The following is a 20,885-nucleotide window of genomic DNA, read 5'->3' on the forward strand; positions in this document are numbered from 1 at the left end:
GAAACGATATAAAACGCTACTGACATATGAAGGTCAGTAGCGTTTTATCATTTTGCCATCGGAATGAAAACACTCCTGGCGTAGCCTATGGCGATTATTATAGGGAACGTGGTTATTTGATTACTGTATATGTTGCTAAACGGATGTTGCTTTTTTACGGAAAACTGAAAAATAAAGAATGGCAAATCCTATGATCCATATGCCCATAATCCAAAAAATAGCGCTGAACACACTTTGACTTTGTGCTCCTTGATCAAGTACGGATCCTAGAATAGACGTTCCGATAGCCCCCGCCATAAAGCTTCCCATCATATAGATACCCATACCAACTCCGGTTTGCTTACCGCTTAATGTTCGAGAAATAGTGTTTGCCATTGTAATCTGAGCGAACGTTAACCCAGTATTCGCTAGAATTAAAATGATCGCAATAACTGCTGGAACCGCCTTTATAAAAATACCTAATATAAGATATGTTATCACTTGGAATAGGAAAGCCAACGAAAACACAAAGCGATTCCCCTTTGCGTCCGCGATTTTCCCACCTACCAGCCCAAGCAATGCAGCAATCAAAGCACCGGGAAACATTACGAGTCCTGTATTTACAGAAGATAAGTGATGTATTGAGCTTAGCACCTGCGGTATCAAATACGGAACACATAAATTAAGGGTAAGAACCATACAAGCGATAAACAACCCTATCGTATATCTTGTATTTTTAAAGAGTGTCGGTTCAATAAAGGGTTCATCTGTTTTGTTAATACGAATAATGAACAATACGAATATGAGGATCGTAGCCGCGAAATAGCTCCAGCTATGACCAGTAATGGAGAGTAGCAGCAGTGTAATGGAAGCGGCAAGCAAAATACCTCCTATGAGATCAGCTTTTCCTTTTGAAGGTGCTTCATTGATTAAATACCTTCTAAAAAGAGGAATGGTAACAATTATTAAAAATGAGATTAAAAATAGGTAACGCCAGCTTGCAAATCCAATAACAAAACCAGCAATAATTGGGCCTATTGCCGTCCCTAAAGCCATTCCGGCAGAAGTAATCCCCAAAGCCTTGCCACGATTTGCGATAGATATATAGCGAATCGGGATCAACATGGATGAGGCCGGAACAACAGACGCCCCAATGGATTGGAATATTCTGTTCACAATAACCATCCAATAATTAGAAGAAAAAAAGCCGACTATAGATCCTAGCGCGAAGCAACATAATCCAATGGTAATTAGGTTTTTCAACCTAAACATGTCCGCCAATTTTCCGTAAGCCACTGATCCAATAGCATAAATAATAATATATGCTGTTACAACCCAGCTTACTTGGGAAGAGGATAATTGAAATTCTTGGCGTAATGAAGGTAGCGCGACATTAAACATGGTGGAATTCATCACTGAAATTACCATTGCAAATGCGAGTATCCAGATAATAGCATAGGACTCAGACTGTTTGGTGCGATTGTTGGCTGACACTGCGTCCTCCCTACTTACGATCGAGCGGAGATTTAGCCACCACGTTCAGATCAAGTTCGTCGATAATAGCCATTACACGATCCATACGGAGCGGGCCTGGTTCTGTTGGAAAGGTGTACGTTTCGTGCGGCTCACCCAATGCCCGGAAGAAAGGTTCGAACAATCCAGATACCAACATACCTACGACTTTCGTATAATGAGAGTCCAGTCTGTATGAATGAAGTGTTCCTGCAGGGACATGAAGAAAATCTCCAGGGAATAGTTTTACTTCCTCGCCGTTTGCCCACATCGTCATTTGTCCCTGCACACAGAAGAAAGTTTCCGTATGGTGGTTATGAAAATGTTCAACAATGGGGTCTCCTTTCGGGCCATCAGATGCTACAAAAATGTATTCCCCGTTCGTATTTTCTTGAGTAGCTAGAATTCTGTGAAGCTGGTCTCCAGTAAGCAGCCGGTCTCCCTCTCCATTTTCCAAAACATAAGGGGCTACGCATCTTGGATTATGGCTTTCTTCAGGCGAGTTATACTCCCCCCATTGAACAGCATCTTGAAGGAATACAATATCTGCTCTATTAGAAGCTTCCGTCAATTGATTCTCGGTATACGAATTCATCGCTGTGGTTGGATGTTCAAAAAATGAATATGGCTCTCCTAAAAGCTCATATATTGCCGTGAGATTACCTTTAATCGAATAGGAAGCAAAGCGATTTCGATGTCCAGCCATTCGATATGCATGTGCGATTCCAGGAGGAATGTGAACATAGTCTCCTGCAGTCAACAAATAGTTCACTCCATCGAGCCTAAATTCAATTTTACCTTCCATTACATAGATAGATTCAAAAGCATCTTTATGCTTGTGCAGCGGAAAGGTTTCTCCTTTCCCACCTGAAATCGTCGTTAATTCGAGTACATCCCCAGTGCTTTTAAAATCGGCAATAACAGTAGCTACCTGTTGACCAAATACATACTTTCTTCCATCCCCGCTACGCAGCAAATAAGGCGTTTTTTCTTCTGGAAGTTCTGTAGTTAAACTAACATTCATCATGTCATCCTCCTTTGTATTTATATTTAAAATTTTAATAGTTTCGATTTCTCACTTAAATGGTCATGAACGACAGCTTATGGGCAATTACGACCTGTACCAATTGAATACATCTTAAAAATTGATATAATAAAATTTATGACTAAAAAATGGTGTGCTTTCTACCAACAAAGGAGGGGATCGCATTGGTTAGCGAAGAGACATATTATTTAGAGCATAAGTTTCACAAATGGGACTCTAATTTCTCTTTGTCCTATCCAAATAGAAGGAAATATTCAAAAACATGCTCATAATTTTTATGAAATATCTTATATCAAGGAAGGCAACGGTACACTAAAATTTTCTACGCAAACGTTGCCCGTCTCCAAGGGAGATATTATTTTTATCCCTTACGGAAAAGAACATCTCTTTGTTCAGAGCAATACAACAGATCATACACCACTTGAGGTTATGAACTGTCTTTTTGACAAGCAAATACTAACATTGCCCGGAGAGCCTTCTGATAGCCAAATTCAAGAGGATTTTTATCGTTTGGCCCTTCTTTTTCGGGAATGTACTGACTATATTCAAGTTCGTGAAAATGCAAAAGAATTTGCTAAAATTATGTACACTATTGAAATGGAGCAAAAATGTAAATCCACCGGATTTAGATATAAACTTTATTTATACTTGATCGATTTATTAGAACATATCAGCCATGCCATGCAACAAATAGCTCATGTTTCCAAGCCAATCATAACCGATCCCATTCAGTATGCGATTGATGATATAACCAGAAATTATAAAAATCCGTTGTCTATTGATCAAATTTGCAAGCAATTTTTAATTAGCTCACGGCAATTTCAACGCAAATTTAAAAAGGCCAGCGGAATGACCTATACAAAAATGCTGCAGGATATTCGTATTCATGAGAGTTGTAGCTTACTATTAGATACCCATTGGAGCGTTCAAACGATCGCACTTGAAGTCGGTATTCATGATATGAAATATTTCTATCGAATCTTCAAGGAACGATGTGGATTAACCCCTCATGAATTTCGTTTTAATGCCTGTTCCAATATACAGTAATGCGTAGATCTTACGGACGTCTAAAAGCGCCCTTTTCGTATTTCGCATACATTTCCTAACAAAAAGAGTTCTAAAGTTTTTTACTTTAGAACTCTTTTTGTTAGGAGTATTTATTTGGTAATCGTAATTTGTTTGGATGCTGCATTATAGTTTACCTGATAACCCGAAAGCTCGCTGATGACTCGTAATGGAACCAGCGTGTAGCCGTTAACAATAACCGGAGCATTGATGTTCGTCGAATAATTCCGAGAGTTGTTTAACTCATATACAGCAAGTGTAGAATTCTTGACTTGAAGTACTATTTGTTTGCCGTCTGTAGGACGATTCAGAATGATCTTTTTGGTGCCTTTTTCATAATTTACATCGTAACCCACCCGTTCACTGATAAATCGTAACGGGACCATCGTTACGCCATTTATGATTTTCGGCGCCTGAGCTATCGTTGTAGCCCGACCATCCACATAAGCTGTTTTAGCTCCTGGTGTTAGGGTGAACGACGTTGAATAGGAAGCAACCGCACTGTTCGTGTAACTCGTTGTAGTGCCGGAAGTCGTTGTAGTTGAACTCGTCCCGGACGATGAACTGCCGGTGCCTAATGCCCTATTGCGAATAGCCTCCAATCGATCCAGCAGATCGCTTTTACGTGTACCGGTTGGCAGATCACTAATCGCATCTCTGGCAGAACGCCAGTCGGAAGCATTTAGACTGTTCTCTGCAATCCGCATCAAATCTCTTGCTTTCTCATAGCTCGATGAACTAGAAGACGAAGAGTAGTAACCATCCGAATTCGTGCGTTCCGATATCTTTACACCACTAGATTCCCTTCCACTACTATTTACAGTTATGACCTTAATCTCATACCAGCGTCCTTCTCGTAAATCCGTAATTTTATAGGACTCTGAGGATGTAGTTCCCTTATAATCACCATCAACATAAATTTTCACTTTCTCTGCTCGACTCGGCATATCATAGGTGATTTTGATCCAGGTGTCGCTTTTGCTATCGACTTCAAGATTGGACACTTCTGACGAATTGGAGGATGTACTGTCCGTTGTGGCAGTCAGTTTCACACCGGAAGACAACGCACCTGTGCTTCGCTTGGATTTTATCGTGAACGTGTATGTCTGGCTTGCCGAAAGATTGTTAAATGTATAGGATGATCCTGTTGAATCCGTTACCAGTTGTCCATCCTTATACAGACTGACCGTACTAATTCCGCTAGGTCTTGTCCAGGCTACAGTAACACTATAGTTATTAACTGATGTCACTGAAGCACCTGTCACATCGGGCACGATATCGGTAGAGACTGAAGACGTTGTAACTGGAATACTAACTCCTTGAGATATGTTTCCGGATTTGTCTATCGTTTTGACCATTACAGTGTAGGCTGTAGCAGCATTTAAGACATTAAACGTGTAAGACGTGCCTGTGGTTCTCTGAATTTCTGTACCATTTAAATAGATAATCGCTTGGTTTAAGTCCGTATCCTTAGGCAATATGTAATTGATGGTAAATCCATTATAACCTACATTCGTCGCTGTCAGCCCGCTTACTTCTCCTGGGGGTGTCTTATCCACAGGACCATCAATGGAGGCCGTTTTAGCCTGTATTGTCGTACCTAGAGATTCGTTGCCGCTCTTGTTCACCGTTTTCACGCGAAAGGTATATGTCGTGTTCGGCTGTAAACCGCTCATCATATAAGAGTTACTTCGAATGTTATCTACATATACATCGTTAGTGACATTCACCACTTTTATGTGGTCAAAATTAATGTCCGTGGGATTAGTCCAGGACAAATTTACTTTTGTTGTTTCAGTAGGAGTCGCAGTCAGATTGCTTACCTCTGCCGGCGCAATATTCGAAGTAATCAGTTGGCTAGACATTACCTTTATTATTTGGTTAAGAGTGGCCTTCTGACCAGTTAACGAAGTCAATTTCGTGCCAGAATTGATCGGCATATGGTGACCTTGAAGGGTTGCTAATTTCGTATGTGATTGTGCATTATTCAAACCTGTCAGATTTGAGTTATGCCTTTCAGTCGGCAACGCGCTAGCCACTGCATCGGGTCCCAAAATGCCATATCCCGTATTCAAAATCAGTGTGGCCGTTGCGAACGGAGCCATCCATTGACGCAGACGTTTTTTATTCATATGCTATGCTCTCCTTGATACCAGTATGGAAATTTTATTTGTTAAAACGAATAAGTAAACGCACAAACCCTTCTGCTGCAATCCAGCTTTTAAAATATATACCATAACGTACAGACGTTCATTTAACTGTTATCGGAATTTCCATACCAAATGTTTAGACCTCATTTTTTTCTTACGTTAATCTAAACAACCCGGACGTTGTGACCCGAGTATCTAAGTAAATATTAAGAGCTAGCTGTAAATTTTCGATATATCGTAACTTTCTACCGTTTAATAACATTGCATTATAGGATATATTAAATTTTAAGTAACGGAAAAAGGAGGTCTATTATGTTCAAAAATGCTTTTAAAACGTTTGGTGCCATTGGTAATATTGAAGCGATTTCTTATTTGCTGCTTGTATGTATTGCCATGCCACTAAAATACGCAGCTGGAATGCCGCAAATGGTAAGCTGGGTGGGAATGATCCATGGGGTACTGTTTGTGGCTTATGTGGTTGCCACGTTAGTCATGTTGATATTGCGTAAAATTACGCTGCTGCAAGGGCTTGCAGCCTTGATTGCCTCGCTGTTGCCGTTCGGCCCCTTCATTTTCGATCGTAAGGTGCTTAAGAAAGCCGCAGCCCGCACCAATCATGCCAGCCCGATCAAAGCTACATAAACCTATACCAGGCCTAGGTCAACGCAGCCATGCGGTGTTCTCTTTACCACTTATATAGCAGAATATAAAAAAACAACCGATGGCTGTAAACCACTCGGTTGTTTTTTTATTCATGAATAATAATTATTAGTTCCTGACATTTTCCAAAAATTCATAATAGCCATCATTTGACGGATCATCCTGGTTATTACGTTTGAGATATCCTGCTATAGCTAGATAAGCAAAAAGTCCGAACATAGCAGCAGAAACAACTATATATACTTTAAAACCGAAAATCATTGAAAAGATGATCATAAAAATACCGATTGTAAGGGAGACGCCTAACTTTGACATTCTTTCATCCCTTTCTGTTATATTTATGTAATCACAACTAATCTCTCGGGTAATTTACACTCATGATATCCATAAAAGGAACTTTATCCGTTTCTCCATTGCTCTCTACATGAACCTTGCCTGTTCTCGGATCCATTTTAACGATTTGTCCGCGGGTTGCTTCTTCGCGTCCCCATACAGTCAATACAACTTCGGATTGCTCTTGTTGTGCTTCTACAAGCTGATTCCCGATTTCCTCAAGTACAAATTCATCCCGAGTAGGCCGTTTGGGTACCTTCGCTTTTGCCACTTGCATCACTCTTCCTTTCGCGCAAAATCAAATTCATTCCATTTTACCATACTTTTCATCATTTGGTGCTGGTAATGTGAGTAAAATTACATCCCAGGATGCACCAAAAAGCCGAGTTCTCAAAAATGAAAACATCGACTCTCTAAAGTCGCTTGTTGGAGCTCATTAGGGGCGCTTGGAAACCGACCAGCTAAGTCATTTGACCAATTGTGGAATGTAATCCACGATGTTATAAATTGGTGCACTGCTCTGTTGCGTAACGGCCAAAATTAATGCACCTTCGAGCATTGAAATGATCAGTACCGCCAGGCTGTGTGCCTTTTCCTCATCCAAGCCCGATTCCTGAAGACGCTCCATATAAATGTGCTGCCAATCTGTAAACGTATTCACACAAGCATGACGTAGCGATTCGCTGATACAGGAAGTTTCCGCAGCAGCCCAGAAGCCAATCGGCATGAAGCTGTCAAAGCCGAGACGGTCTGCCTCCTCAGCTGTATGACGAATAAAATCCTGAATGGCTACTACAGGATTTTCGTTTCCGCTCAGTGCCTGTTTTAATTTTTGCTTAATAAACTCATTCCCTCTTCTTATGCACTCCAAAGCCAACTCTTCTTTACCATGTGGAAAATAATAATAAAGTGATCCCTTCGGCGATCCACTCTCCGCAAGAATCTGATTCAGTCCGGTCGCATGATACCCCTGGTGAAAAAAGAGTCTCGACGCCGTTTGTACGATATTCTCATATGATTCGGGTTTAGCAGCCATATACAGCATCCTTCATTATATAATATTTGAAACTTTTACTTTGACAAAAAAATAATAGCATGTTTATTATATATAGACCGATCGTTATAATTCAATACCCATTAATTTATTGGAGGAACAAAAACAACATGAGTACAATGAGTCAAACAAGTTCACCCTCTGAACCCAAGACGTTCAAGGTGCTACCTATTATGATTGCCCTGCTCCTTAGTGGCTTTATTGGAATGTTCAGTGAAACGGCACTTAACATTGCGTTGAATGATTTGATGCAGATTTTGCATATTACAACAGCAACAGCCCAATGGCTGACTACCGCTTATCTGCTGACACTTGGTATTTTGGTGCCTGTATCGGGATTGCTGCTTCAAACCTTTACTACAAGACAGCTGTTTGTGGCATCGTTGCTGTTCTCAATAGCTGGTTGTCTCGTTGCGGCGCTTGCCCCTACCTTTTCAGTGTTATTGATCGCACGCATTTTGCAGGCCATTGGTACAGCACTGTTATTGCCGTTAATGTTTAACACCATCTTAATTATCTTCCCTGCTGAAAAAAGAGGCGCGGCTATGGGAATTATCGGATTGGTTATTATGTTTGCACCTGCGGTAGGGCCTACTATTGCAGGGCTGGTGCTACAAAATTTATCTTGGCACTGGATCTTCTGGATCTCTCTTCCGTTCCTGGTACTCTCGCTGATCTGCGGTATTTTGTTTATGCAGAACGTCTCAGAACCGACCAAGCCCAAGATTGATCTTTTATCCATTATCCTATCTTCCATTGGTTTCGGCGGTGTCGTGTTTGGCTTCAGTAAATCCGGAGAAGGTGGCGAAGGCTGGACCAGCTTGGTTGTTTTGCTTCCTGTGATTGTCGGTGTGGTATCGTTGATTCTATTCTCTGTACGACAGTTGAAAATGAAAGCACCTATGCTGAATTTGCGTGTATTTAAATATCCAATGTTTGTGATTGGCGTAATTATGGTGTTCTTATGTATGATGACGATCCTTTCTACGATGCTAATTCTTCCACTCTTTTTGCAAAAAGGGCTGGCCTTGTCCGCTCTAACAGCAGGTTTGGTACTTCTGCCCGGTGGGATTATTAACGGTCTCTTGTCGCCTATTATGGGTTCTTTATTCGATAAATTCGGTCCCAAATGGCTTGTGATTCCAGGGCTTGTAATCGTGGCTGCTGTGTTGTTTTTCCTGTCCGGCATTACAACGACTTCCACGCTCGTACTCATTATTGTGCTTCATAGCTGCTTGATGATCGGCATTTCTATGATTATGATGCCAGCTCAAACAAACGGCCTAAACCAGCTTCCTATGGATCTATATCCAGACGGAACGGCTATCATGAGTACGCTCCAGCAAGTCGCTGGTGCAATCGGTACTGCCGTAGCGGTAAGTATTCTTTCCAAAGGCATGGACAGCTATTTGAGCCAATCCAACATGCCTCAATCCGTAAATGAAATGGCTAATGCCATGGTAATCGGATCTCAGAATTCATTTTTCTTTGCAATGGTCATCAGCGTGATCGGTCTGATCCTTGCGTTTTTCATCCGCAGAGTTCATGTTGAACATGGCACTGCTAAAGCACCCATGCACTAATTAATTATTATTTTTATTCCAAATGTAATACCTGAATAAACCTAAAGGCTGCTAACCATCTCATTTATGGTTAAGCAGCTTTTTTTTATGAATCTAGATAGGTATTCATATAATTACATATTTACAAATCCTCCTCATTTGGTTACGATATGACTCACGGAGTAAAGCGTAAAAATTACGATTACTATTAAGGAGGTTCCCTGTTGTTTAAACGTTCATATTTCAAACTATTTATCCCTGCGGTCATGGCGGTGATGATGACAGCCTGTGCTACATCTCCATCATCTTCATCCACATCCTCTACGGCACCACAAGATAAAAGTGTCACCTTATTGTTCAACGTGCAAAGCCCTTCTATTGATCCTCATGCAGATATAAATTACACAGCCGTTCGTGCTGGAGTAAATGAAACACTGATCAAAGTGAATAAGGATCTCAAGCTGGAAGCTTGGCTTGCAGAAAAATGGGACAGTAAGGACGAGCAGCACTGGACCTTTAGCATCCGACCAGGCGTGAAATTCCATAGCGGTAAAGCCGTAGATGCCGCAGCTGTCAAAGCCTCTTTGAAAAGAGCACTAAAGCTCAATCCATCGGTTAAAAATGCGCTACATATCCGTGATATTCATGCAGAAGGGCAGATCTTGAGCATTACGACGGACAAGCCCTTCCCAGAATTTGTATCTGAGCTGGTTCATCCGAATACCGCAATTATGGACACCACAGCCGCAGGTGACTTCCCATCAGGAACGGGGCCGTTCAAAGTTGTTAGTTTCCGTGCCGGAAGTGAACTGAATCTGGATCGCAACGAGGACTATTGGAACGGTGAAGTAAAATTGAAACATGCCAAATTCATGTTTAACGAAGACGCCAATGCACGTCAGCTTGCTTTTCAAGCTAAGACGGCCGATATTGTGTATCGTCCGCCCGTTGAAAGTCTGGAGCTCTTGAAAGCTGATTCTACCGTTAAAGTTGACTCACTTCCTAGCCTGCGGACGCACCAACTTATTTACAATATGAACAATCATGATCTGAAAAAAACAGCTGTGCGCAAAGCATTTGATAATCTGATCAACCGGGATGAGATTGCGAGCGGTATCATGTCTGGTCAGGGAACCCCTGCGCAAGGTCCGTTCTTGCCGGATTTTCCTTTTTCACCGGAATATATTATGAAAAAGTTTGATCTGAATGCGGCACGAGAAGGCTTCAAAGAGGCTGGATATACAGTGCAGAACGGAAAAGTTACGAATCCTGACGGCGCCTCCCTTCATCTTACATTGTTAACCTACCAGTCGAGAGCGGAGCTTCCACTCATTTCACAGCTGATTCAGGCTAACGCTAAGGAGCTTGGCATCACGATTGATATCCGTCAGGTTGATAATATTGATGAATATCTGGCTGCTCATCAGGATTGGGATTTGGCGACTTACAGTAACATTACAGCCCCGCGGGGCGATGCAAGCTATTTCCTGAATGCGGCCTATATGCCGGAGGGAGCATTGAATTACGGTCGTGTGCATGTACCAGAACTCGAGCGTATGATTACGCAGCTGAACACAACCGTAAATGAGGAGCAGCGCAACAAGCTGGCGCTGCAGGCTGTCACGCTGATTGATCAAGAAAATCTGCAATCCTTTCTAGTTCATCCAAACAACGTAGTGGCCTATCGTAATTACGTACATAACTGGGTAACCAGCCAAAGTGAATACTATCTGTTGACCCAGGACTTGGATGTGAACTAGCATGCTTCAATCTATTGCCAAAAAGTCTCTGACGCTTATATTGTTCTTTCTTATTCTTTCCTTTGTGAGCTTCTGTCTGCTTAAGCTTGTTCCGGGCGATCCCGTTCGGAGCATTCTCCGAGTAGATGATGTAGCTGTATCCAATCAGCAAATTGCGGATATGCGCAGCCAACTGGGGCTGGATCAACCATTACCTGTGCAATATGGTAAGTGGTTGGTTCAGTTGCTACAGTTGGATTTTGGACAATCTTATCTAACCCATCGTCCAGTCTTGACAGAGTTTATAGAAAAGCTGCCTTATACACTCCTCCTGACTGGAGGCTCTCTGTTCATTATGCTGCTGATAGCTCTCCCGTTGGGCACAATGTCCGCACTGTACCGTAACCGCTGGATTGACAGTGCCAGTCGTGTGTTTGCCTTAATTGGCTCCTCAATTCCCAGCTTTTGGTTGGGGCTTTTGTTTATCGAATGGTTTGCAGTTAAATTGCGTATTTTGCCGTCTATGGGGGATGGAACCGTTTTTCATTTAGTCCTCCCTTCTCTTACCCTCGGATTGGCAATGGCGGCTGTTTATGTACGAATGATTCGTGCAAGTCTGATTGAAAGCTCGGGACAGGATTTTATCAAAGCGGCTCAAGCCCGTGGAATCAGTCCGGTTCGCATTTTTTTCAGACACATGTTCCGTCACAGCTTAGTTCCACTTATTACGGTATTCAGTGAGAGCATAGGCAGCCTACTGGGAGGTACGGTGGTAATCGAAGTGCTGTTCGCCTATCCGGGGCTTGGCAAATGGATTGTGGATGCAATTGCCGCGAGAGACTATCCCATTATACAGGGCTATACAATTTTTATGGCCATATTCATTATATGTCTCAATATCTTGGTAGAACTGTCCTACCGTTGGGTCAATCCTGAAATTGCTTTGAAGGAGAAACGTTTATCATGATAAAATCCGTACATGCGGAAAACAGGCCGTTCACCAGGGCACGATTGTCCAAAGCATGGATTGGATCACTCTCCATCCTGTTCATTCTTACAGCCATTACAGTCATACCCTTCCTAGCTCCACAAGATCCGTATCATATCCAGATGGGGAGTCGACTTCAACCGATCAGTGCAATGCACTGGCTGGGAACCGATCATTTGGGTAGAGATGTGCTGTCCAGGGTCATAGCAGGACTACGGACGACAGTCGGAACCAGTTTGTTGATTTTGATCGTTTCACTGGTTGTCGGGGTTCCCCTCGGTCTGCTATCAGGATTTATTGGAGGCTGGATGGATCGTGTATTCCAACGTGTGGTCGATGCCTTCATGACTTTGCCTGATTATATTTTTGCCATTGTACTAAGCGGCCTGCTCGGACCAGGCTTAGGGAATCTTATATTTGCGGTGTCTGCAGTAAAATGGGTTGGTTATGCCCGACTGGTGCGCAGTACCGTTCTGGCTGAAAAGCAAAAGGATTACATTTCGTTATCCATACTCGCGGGTACCTCCTCCCTGCGAATTGTCATGCGGCATATTCTGCCCCATGCCATTGGGAATGTACTGGTACTGGCTACGCTGGATATCGGCAAAATCATTTTAATGATCGCCTCTCTATCTTTTTTGGGCTTAGGTCCTCAGCCGCCCATTCCCGAATGGGGCACGATGTTGAATGAAGGGCGTGCATATTTTCAAATGGCACCCCATTTAATGCTTGGTCCCGGCATAGCTGTCGTACTCACCGTGCTACTGGCGAACGTGTTTGGAGACAAGCTCCGCGACCGATATGATGTTAGAACCCGGTCAGAGGAGTGAACTATACATGCTGACTATTGAAGGCTTAACGATTCGGACAAAAGCAAAAACGATTGTAGAACAACTGGAACTTGCCATTCATCCAGGAGAATGGTGTGCTCTGGCAGGCGAAAGCGGCAGCGGTAAAAGCATGACTGCGTTCGCTATTGGCGGTCTCCTCCCCGCTTCTGTTAGCGCTGAAGGAATCATCATGTGGAATGACGAGAATTTGCTTGCCCTACCTGTTAAACAAAGACGTTCCTTGCTTGGCAGTGAAATATCTTACATTTTTCAAGATTATCACGGGGCTTTTACACCTTTTTTACGTGTAGGCAGCCAACTCGACGAGCTGATATGTGCTCACGGCAAGCAAGACCGTAAAGCGCGTAAACAGCGTTGTATCGAGGTGCTTGAGCACGTACAGCTTCCCGCCGAACGTGTGTACCGCAGCTATCCATTCGAGCTCAGCGGCGGTCAATTGCAGCGAGCAGCTATTGCAGCTGCACTGCTTCTAGAGCCAAAGCTGCTCATTGCCGACGAGCCAACAACTGCGCTGGATACGCTCACTGCACGCCGAGTACTCCAGCTCATTGACCAAATCCGGATGGAAACGGGGATTTCCGTCTTGTGGATCACTCACGATCTACGGCATGTACGGAAGTATGCGGATCGAATTGCAGTAATGCGTACAGGTGTTTTGCTTGAAGCTGGTCAAACGCAAGCGGTGCTGGACCATCCAGCCCATCCATATACGCGTCGCTTACTGGCGGCTATTCCCCCGCTGTCTCCAGACGCTCCTTCACGTTTGCCATGCAACAGCACCGATGAACAGCTTGCACCGGAAAGGAGCATATTACATGAATAATCAAGGCGCCTGCGCTCAGTGGCAAGACAGCCCCTACCCTGTTGTTACCGTCTCCGGGTTGACGAAGGCTTACACTGGGGGCAAAACTGTGCTGCACGATGTTGCTCTATCGATCTTGCCCGGAGAATGTCTGGGTGTTGTCGGAGAAAGCGGCAGTGGGAAAAGCACACTCGCTCGCTGTATTTTAACATTAGACCCGTTTGATCAAGGTGAGCTTAGACTGGATGGACAGTCCATTCGAGGATTAAAGCGAAGTGAATTAAAACGGATTCGCAGCAGACTGGGGGCGGTATTTCAACATCCATCCGCAGCTTTGAACCCCAGACTAACCATTTTGCAATCCCTGCTGGAGCCATTGGATCAGCTCAAATGCTATGTTCCTTCCTTTATGGCGGGGATGCCCTCTGGACGTTGGAATATAGCAGAACAACTGCTAGGTATGGTAAAGCTTCCGGCAAGCTACCTGGATAAGTTTCCACATCAGCTCAGCGGTGGGGAAAAGCAGCGTGTAACCATTGCACGCGCCATTAGTACAGAACCGGAATTTATCGTATTGGACGAGCCGACTGCAAGTTTGGATGTGACCACACAAGCCACCGTTTTAAATCTGCTCAAGGATTTGCAGGATGAGTTTGGACTGGCTTATCTGTTTATCTCGCATGATCTGGCGGCTGTGCACTTTATGAGTGATCGAATCATGGTTATGAAAGAAGGCCGTGTGCTTGAGCATTTTTCCAAGGAAGCATTATTTCATTCGGATCGGCATCCCTATACACAATCATTACTGGAGGTTTTTTCAACATGCTGCCTTCCCACCGAGCCTATCTTGCTTTAGCAATCCCTTTAATTATTTCGACGATTACTACCCCGCTACTCGGTGCGGTGGATACAGCAGTAATCGGTCATTTGAGCCAGTCTGCCTATTTAGGCGGCGTGGCAGTCGGTACTCTTATTTTCAATACTTTATATTGGCTGTTTGGCTTTCTGCGAGTCAGTACGTCAGCTTTCACAGCACAAGCCGCAGGTGCACAAAATAACGACCAAGGCATAGCTGCTCTCATGCGCCCACTGGCTATAGCTCTACTCATCAGTGCAGTATTTATTGTCTTGCAAAAGCCCATCCTGCTAGCTTCTCTCCAGCTTATCCGTCCAGCTCAGGATGTGGCAGAGCAAGCTGCAATTTATTTTAACATCCGCATTTGGGGAGCACCCCTTACATTGGTGAACTATGTGCTGCTCGGATGGCTGATGGGATTGTCCCGCGTGAAAGCTACATTATTTTTACAAATATCAATGAATGTAATCAATATGCTATTAGCTCTTGTATTTACACAGATCATGCATTGGAATGTCACTGGGGTCGCAAGCGCTACTCTGATTGCAGAAGCTCTTGCATGTGTATTGGGTCTTGCACTGGTGTTCCGTTCACCGATTTGGAGAGAATGGAAGCGCAGTGGACAGAGGAATTGGCGAGAATGGTTCGGTGCCTCAGAGTTGAAAAGTGTCATGGCGACGAACCTTGATCTCATGATTCGTACAGCCTGCCTGTTGACGATGTTTAATCTGTTTACGGCGCGCAGTGCGAGCTTTGGCACCGATCAGTTGGCGGCAAATGCTATTTTGTTGCAGATCCATTACATTATGGCTTACTTTTTTGATGGGTTCGCCAACGCCAGTAGCATCATGACGGGTCAGGCTCGTGGTGCCGGAGATCGTAAAATGCTGCAAAGAGTTATTCATTTGTCCTGGTTTTGGACACTGGTTACCGGTGTAGTGACGGGAGGATTGTACCTTGCACTGAAAGAGCCGCTGATCTCGCTATTTACGGGGAACGCTACAGTGATTAGCCTGACAACTCCTTACAATGGGTGGCTGGTGGTCTTTCCCCTAGCAGCCGGGCTGGGACTGGTATTCTATGGTGTATTTACAGGGATGACGGTAACGTATCCGATCCGTAATTCGATGCTGATTTCACTGGTCTGCTTTTTGATCGCTCTCTTCTGGTGCGTTCCACATTTTGGGAATCATGGACTTTGGTTATCCTTTATCATCTTTGCCCTAGGACGGTCACTGTTTCTGGTGATCTATTTGCCTCGGTTGAAGAGGATTTAGCAGCACCTGCTTTACATCGATCTCAAAAACAAAGGATGTCCCATCCACCATGTACGTGGTGTGGGGACATCCTTTTATTATTTATTCATACAGCTTTCAGGTTAGGAGTATACCAATCCTTCTACTCGCCTTGTGGAACGGTCAAGCCTAGACCATCCGCTACACGACGTCCGTATTCAGGATCAGCTTTATAGAAATGACCGATCTGACGCAGTTTGATTTCATCACTTTCTACAGGCTTCATCGCATTTACGATGTTTCGGACCAGGCGTGAGCGCTCCTCTTCACTCAGCAAGCGGTACAGGTCCCCTGGTTGTGTGTAGTGATCGTGATGATCATAGGCTACACTTTGTGCCTCGCCAGACACTTCAAAAGGAGCAATTTTGTGAGCTGGTGATTCTTTCGGCCCACCGAGACTATTAGGCTCATAATAGACAGATCCCCCGCCATTACTGTCACTGCGTAATGCACCATCGCGTTGGTAGTTGTGTACTTCCGCATGCGGCCGATTGATGGGCAACGCATTATGGTTTGCACCTACACGGTAGCGGTGTGCGTCACCATAGGCAAACAGGCGTCCTTGCAGCATCTTATCCGGGGATGCCTCAATACCAGGAACAAATGAACCCGGTGAAAATGTCGCCTGCTCTACCTCAGCAAAGTAGTTCTCAGGATTGCGATTCAGCACCATGCGTCCTACCTCGATCAGCGGGTAATCCTTTTGAGACCATACTTTGGTCACATCGAATGGATCAAAACGGTACGTATCCGCATCTTCTATAGGCATAATCTGCACATAAAGTTTCCATGCCGGGAAATCGCCCTTTTTAATCGCATTAAACAAATCTTGTATATGATAATCCGGGTTTTCACCGGCAATTTTCGCAGCTAAATCCACATCAAGATTTTGTATACCTTGTTCTGTTTTAAAATGATATTTCACCCATACGGCCTGTCCCTGGGCGTTTACCCACTTGAATGTGTGGCTGCCAAAACCATGCATATGTCTAAGTGTAGCGGGAATACCTCGGTCAGACATCAGGATACTTACCTGATGCAGTGATTCAGGAGATAGGGACCAGAAATCCCAGACCGCATTCGGGTTTTTTAGATGCGTTTGGGGATGACGTTTTTGCGTATGAATAAAGTCAGGAAATTTAATGGCATCTCGAATAAAGAAAACAGGCGTATTATTGCCCACGAGATCATAGTTTCCTTCTTCTGTATAAAACTTTACCGCAAATCCACGTGGATCACGTACAGTATCGGACGAGCCTAACTCACCTGCCACAGTAGAAAAACGGATAAACATCGGTGTACGCTTGCCCACTTCGGACAAGAAGCTTGCTTTTGTATATGAAGACAAATCATTAGTGACTTCAAAATATCCGTGCGCCCCGGCACCTTTAGCATGAACAACGCGTTCCGGCACACGCTCCCGGTTAAAATGCGCCAGTTTCTCCAGCAGATGCACATCCTGAATTAATGCGGGGCCACGTGAGCCCGCTGTGATCGAATTCTGATTATCTCCAACAGGAGCGCCCCAGCTTGTAGTCAGGTTCGTTGGTTGGTTACTCATGATTGAAATCACCTCTTGATTGAATTGGTTGACCATGTGCCTTTCACTATAAATTGTGCACAAACAAAAATCAATACTTTTTTGTAATAATTATAATTTAGGATTTAGAATTAGTTTAAAATCACAAATAAAAAAGCAAGCCCTATAAGGCTTGCAATCATGTAGTGCTGTATTTATTTACAAATAAATGGGCTCCAATTTTTACTTTCTGTGATGATTACTTTGATACTTGTTGAAGTATTGTCATAGAGACTTTCAGACAATATTCATATGGAATTCATCATAAAATCATAATAGGAGCTGCTTTCTATCGAGAAAATCCAGAATATCCTGTACCGACTGACTTACCTCTCGGCCTTCAGTGGATACGATTAAATCAGGTTCCAGCGGTGCTTCATATGGAGCATCAATCCCCGTAAAATGCTGAATTTCTCCAGCTCGTGCTTTCTTGTACATTCCTTTTGGATCACGACGTTCACATTCCTCTAGACTGCATTGGATATAAATCTCGTAGCAGCCCTCCTGCTGTAAAATGTCCTTTACCATTTCACGATCCTCACGATAAGGCGAAATGGTGGCGCAAATCGTTAGAACACCCGCATGGGCCATTAGCTTGGACACTTCGGCTATACGACGAATATTTTCTTTGCGGTCAGCGGGCAGGAAACCCAAATTGCGATTCAAACCATGCCGAACATTATCCCCATCCAAAATAAATGTACGTATACCTCTTGCATATAACGCTTTTTCGAGTGTGGAGGATACCGTTGACTTTCCCGAGCCAGACAGCCCCGTAAACCAAAGCACCGGACTCTTATGTCCGTTCAGAAGCTGTCGAGCTTGCTTATCCACTTCTGCTACATGCCAGGTAATGTTGGAAGATGGGTTCATTCAGCACTCTCCTATTTCATCAGTATTAATGTTTAATATGTCTCTAACATCAGGATAGAGCATTTTTAAAACTGTTTAAAGTACGCTGCTCTGCTTTGTGGTCCAATACCGCAAAGACAACCCGTTCAAACAGGAATCCATATCCTTCAGTTACAAGTACTTGCTTAAACCAACTGGCTACCTCTTCCGGCTTATTGCGAAATACTCCACAACCATAAGCACCAAGCACAAGATGTTCTACAGCGTTTTGCATGGCCATTCCCAAAATGTAACGAATGCGCTCCAACATAACTTCTCCAATCCGATTGACCTGCTCTGGCTCCCGTTCATGCACGACTCCAGCATTCACAGCAGGTGCGGTCAGGAAATCGACTAGATACGGCTCTTCCAGCAATGTTCCCTGATCATCCCGAAATACAGGAACTTGAGGAGAATAAATCATATAATCTGAATAAAAACAGCTACGCAGCTTCCGATTATGTTGGTACATTTCCTCCATTTGTGAAATGCAAGGATACAGCGCTGACGAACGAGCTAAGCTTTCCTCTTGAGCCTGGCTGCCTCCGAGGAATCCGCCCCCTGGGTTTTTGGCTGATGCAAAATTCAAACACGCTACGTGTTCCTGCTTCTCCTCGACCTGGAGTCTATGTACGGCCTGCAACGTACTTTCTCCCGTAACTTCCATCTTTTCAATGATCGCCTGTTCGCCTACATGGGAGGAAGCTCCCAATATACTTTTTATTCTTTGCTCTGCCTCTTGCTTTACAGCTACCAGTTGAGAAGGTCTATATAACTTTGAGCCTGTGACCGCATTCCCTACCTCTTTTGCTATATTTACTTGTACCTGTTTGATATTGGTGTAATGCCCATTCTCTAAAATGGACAGTGTTTCATGCGCCATATGTGACCTGGCATCCCGCTTACTTCGGGAATTCATTGTGTTTTTCATGGTGACTAATCCTCCTTTTGCAATAGATCCTCACGTAAATTCGTCAATATTTCCCCCAGCCAGTTCGTACCCCGCCATAGCTTCCGGTGCCGTATACGAGCATCATTTTCAGCTAAACCTACGCCCCAAATGGTATCCGTCGGACTAGCCTCAACCAAAGTAGTTCCCTTCGTTTTAAGCAGGTGCTTGAGCAAATTCGTATTTTGGGTGAACTTGGCATAATTTCCGTCATACACGAATTGCTGGCAATTTGCTTCCCATAAGGATTGGTCAAATCCGCGCACACTGCGACCACGGGCTTTTTGCTCCCTCGGGGTAGGGGCTTGCATAATTTTCAGGGCCGCCTCTTCATCTCCGAAAAGCTGCGCTTTTTTCAGCATCATATATTGCTCAGCACAGTTAAACTCCAATCCATCCACGACAAATTCACAAGGGTACCATTGTGAAAATGGTGAATGACTGCGATAAAAAAATGTAAACTTCTCCATGACTAATCCTCATTTCTTCTTCATTTTATGCTATATAAAACGTGACCGTGGCTTAAATCGGTATAACTTGGACGGACGATGTCCGGCCGCCTTCCTGTATTCATTGGTTTCTTCCACGAGATCTGCTATTTTACGACGAAAAGCCGCGGCCAACAGCTCTTTACCTAAAATAATTTCATATACCTGTTGGAGTTCGCTCAGTGTAAACAAAGCTGGCATCAGGTGAAACGCAATATCTGTGTATTCAATTTTGCTGCGTAGACGCTCAATACCGTACGCAATAATTTGGGCATGATCAAAAGCAATTCCCTGTGACTCCAGCACTTCTCGCTTGATTTCTATGGTTTTCCCCTTAAGAATTTCAGTTACTTTCACTTTGGCTGACAGAAGGATGTCCGCATGCTTCAATGTAATGTCAATGTTTTGCTCCCACGTATAACCTTCCTGTTGATTCGTCCGCGTTTCCTGAGCCACACTGTAATCCAGCTCAAACCATTGAGCATCTGCGGCATCATCTCCTGCCTGTACCTCCAAGGATTCATGATCGACTAAAGCCATATAAGCGCAGCTGATCACCCGCATACGCGGATCACGTGCCACATCTCCCCAAGTATATAGCTGCTCCATATAAATCTGATCCACGTTGGTTTCGGTTTTAAGCTCGCGTCGTGCAGCTTCTTCGAGGCTTTCATTCATACCTACAAAACCACCAGGCAACGCCCATTGTCCTATAAAAGGGTGCTCTCCTCTTTGGATCAATAGAAGCTGAAGTGTCTTCTCCGGCAGCTTACGGTAATTCTGCTGGAGCTGATCCATTACAGTAAATAGCAGCATATCTACCGTTACAGATGGACGCTCATATTGATTCGGATCATAAAGGGCCAAAAATTGCTCCTCCGTCAAGCCACTGTCGTTGTATTTCGATCTATCTGTCACTTGTGTCACCTACCTGCTCATATTTGGGGCATCATCGCTTTTGCTTCAAAAGCAACAAATACTCTATGTAAATTTTAATTTAAATCATTTGATAAAAACAAAATGTTAATATCAATACATTAATATATAATTAGCGCTTCGTCAATAGGGTGCATAGACCTATATTTGG

At 43.8% G+C, this 20,885-nt stretch carries 20 protein-coding genes; 9 read left to right on the forward strand and 11 right to left on the reverse strand.

The genetic code is table 11. The features are described 5' to 3' along the window. Positions 1-135: 135 nt before the first annotated feature. Both ACN6NF_RS12570 and ACN6NF_RS12575 read right to left on the reverse strand, forming a co-directional pair. On the reverse strand, positions 136-1,473 hold the full coding sequence (locus tag ACN6NF_RS12570) for an MFS transporter (RefSeq protein WP_474318018.1): 1,338 nt from the start codon (positions 1,471-1,473) through the stop codon (positions 136-138). Positions 1,474-1,483: 10 nt separating this feature from the next. Further along, positions 1,484-2,515: a quercetin 2,3-dioxygenase gene (locus ACN6NF_RS12575; protein WP_474318019.1), complete on the reverse strand. Its 1,032-nt coding sequence runs from the start codon at positions 2,513-2,515 to the stop codon at positions 1,484-1,486. Positions 2,516-2,827: 312 nt separating this feature from the next. Here ACN6NF_RS12575 and ACN6NF_RS12580 point away from each other — a divergent pair, with 312 nt between their 5' ends. Further along, complete coding sequence (locus ACN6NF_RS12580; RefSeq protein WP_474319051.1) at positions 2,828-3,583, forward strand: AraC family transcriptional regulator; 756 nt, start codon at positions 2,828-2,830, stop codon at positions 3,581-3,583. Positions 3,584-3,693: 110 nt separating this feature from the next. Here ACN6NF_RS12580 and ACN6NF_RS12585 read toward each other — a convergent pair whose 3' ends face one another. Then, complete coding sequence (locus ACN6NF_RS12585; RefSeq protein ID WP_474318020.1) at positions 3,694-5,733, reverse strand: fibronectin type III domain-containing protein; 2,040 nt, start codon at positions 5,731-5,733, stop codon at positions 3,694-3,696. Positions 5,734-6,063: 330 nt separating this feature from the next. Here ACN6NF_RS12585 and ACN6NF_RS12590 point away from each other — a divergent pair, with 330 nt between their 5' ends. Continuing rightward, positions 6,064-6,393, forward strand: coding sequence for a DUF3817 domain-containing protein (locus tag ACN6NF_RS12590; protein WP_016820809.1), 330 nt, complete (start codon positions 6,064-6,066; stop codon positions 6,391-6,393). A 126-nt stretch (positions 6,394-6,519) separates the two neighbouring features. On the opposite strand, the gene ACN6NF_RS12595 is transcribed toward ACN6NF_RS12590, so the two are convergent. The 3 genes from ACN6NF_RS12595 to ACN6NF_RS12605 all read right to left on the reverse strand — a co-directional run bounded on the left by ACN6NF_RS12595 (position 6,520) and on the right by ACN6NF_RS12605 (position 7,780). After that, positions 6,520-6,726 (reverse strand): hypothetical protein, encoded by a 207-nt coding sequence (locus ACN6NF_RS12595; protein WP_017427005.1) that lies wholly within the window; start codon positions 6,724-6,726, stop codon positions 6,520-6,522. Between the two features lie 37 nt (positions 6,727-6,763). Then, the gene (locus tag ACN6NF_RS12600) at positions 6,764-7,015 is read right to left on the reverse strand and encodes a YolD-like family protein (RefSeq protein ID WP_025364962.1); all 252 of its coding nucleotides are present in this window, start codon (positions 7,013-7,015) and stop codon (positions 6,764-6,766) included. A gap of 195 nt (positions 7,016-7,210) precedes the next feature. Continuing rightward, on the reverse strand, positions 7,211-7,780 hold the full coding sequence (locus ACN6NF_RS12605; protein WP_025364963.1) for a TetR/AcrR family transcriptional regulator: 570 nt from the start codon (positions 7,778-7,780) through the stop codon (positions 7,211-7,213). 137 nt (positions 7,781-7,917) lie between these two features. Between ACN6NF_RS12605 and ACN6NF_RS12610 the strand changes: the two genes are divergently transcribed. The 7 genes from ACN6NF_RS12610 to ACN6NF_RS12640 all read left to right on the forward strand — a co-directional run bounded on the left by ACN6NF_RS12610 (position 7,918) and on the right by ACN6NF_RS12640 (position 15,873). After that, positions 7,918-9,381, forward strand: a complete 1,464-nt coding sequence (locus ACN6NF_RS12610; protein WP_474319052.1) for a DHA2 family efflux MFS transporter permease subunit — start codon at positions 7,918-7,920, stop codon at positions 9,379-9,381. 203 nt (positions 9,382-9,584) lie between these two features. Then, positions 9,585-11,120 carry a nickel ABC transporter substrate-binding protein gene (gene nikA, locus ACN6NF_RS12615; protein ID WP_474318021.1) on the forward strand — a complete coding sequence of 512 codons (1,536 nt, stop codon included), beginning with the start codon at positions 9,585-9,587 and terminating at the stop codon, positions 11,118-11,120. A gap of 1 nt (position 11,121) precedes the next feature. After that, the gene (gene nikB, locus ACN6NF_RS12620; RefSeq protein WP_474318022.1) at positions 11,122-12,066 is read left to right on the forward strand and encodes a nickel ABC transporter permease; all 945 of its coding nucleotides are present in this window, start codon (positions 11,122-11,124) and stop codon (positions 12,064-12,066) included. After that, positions 12,063-12,917: a nickel transporter permease gene (gene nikC / locus ACN6NF_RS12625; protein ID WP_474318023.1), complete on the forward strand. Its 855-nt coding sequence runs from the start codon at positions 12,063-12,065 to the stop codon at positions 12,915-12,917. Before nikB ends, nikC begins: the two co-directional genes overlap by 4 nt. Positions 12,918-12,924: 7 nt before the next feature. After that, entirely contained in the window at positions 12,925-13,761 is an 837-nt protein-coding gene (locus ACN6NF_RS12630) for an ATP-binding cassette domain-containing protein (protein WP_474318024.1), read from the forward strand. Further along, complete coding sequence (locus tag ACN6NF_RS12635) at positions 13,754-14,596, forward strand: ABC transporter ATP-binding protein (protein WP_474318025.1); 843 nt, start codon at positions 13,754-13,756, stop codon at positions 14,594-14,596. The genes ACN6NF_RS12630 and ACN6NF_RS12635 overlap by 8 nt, the downstream gene beginning before the upstream one ends. Further along, on the forward strand, positions 14,563-15,873 hold the full coding sequence (locus ACN6NF_RS12640) for an MATE family efflux transporter (RefSeq protein ID WP_058830840.1): 1,311 nt from the start codon (positions 14,563-14,565) through the stop codon (positions 15,871-15,873). The genes ACN6NF_RS12635 and ACN6NF_RS12640 overlap by 34 nt, the downstream gene beginning before the upstream one ends. Positions 15,874-15,994: 121 nt before the next feature. Here the strand turns inward: ACN6NF_RS12640 and katA are convergent, their stop codons facing one another. The 5 genes from katA to ACN6NF_RS12665 form a co-directional block, all read right to left on the reverse strand. After that, positions 15,995-17,452, reverse strand: coding sequence for a catalase KatA (katA, locus tag ACN6NF_RS12645; RefSeq protein ID WP_474318026.1), 1,458 nt, complete (start codon positions 17,450-17,452; stop codon positions 15,995-15,997). A 288-nt stretch (positions 17,453-17,740) separates the two neighbouring features. Further along, entirely contained in the window at positions 17,741-18,343 is a 603-nt protein-coding gene (gene cysC, locus ACN6NF_RS12650) for an adenylyl-sulfate kinase (RefSeq protein WP_474318027.1), read from the reverse strand. Positions 18,344-18,392: 49 nt separating this feature from the next. Then, on the reverse strand, positions 18,393-19,292 hold the full coding sequence (locus tag ACN6NF_RS12655) for a TIGR02452 family protein (RefSeq protein WP_474318028.1): 900 nt from the start codon (positions 19,290-19,292) through the stop codon (positions 18,393-18,395). A gap of 5 nt (positions 19,293-19,297) precedes the next feature. Next, on the reverse strand, positions 19,298-19,780 hold the full coding sequence (locus ACN6NF_RS12660; protein WP_016820795.1) for an NADAR family protein: 483 nt from the start codon (positions 19,778-19,780) through the stop codon (positions 19,298-19,300). A gap of 30 nt (positions 19,781-19,810) precedes the next feature. Then, positions 19,811-20,716 (reverse strand): NUDIX hydrolase, encoded by a 906-nt coding sequence (locus ACN6NF_RS12665; RefSeq protein WP_474318029.1) that lies wholly within the window; start codon positions 20,714-20,716, stop codon positions 19,811-19,813. Positions 20,717-20,885: the final 169 nt, after the last annotated feature.

It is taken from the genome of Paenibacillus sp. TSM33 (assembly GCF_056099025.1).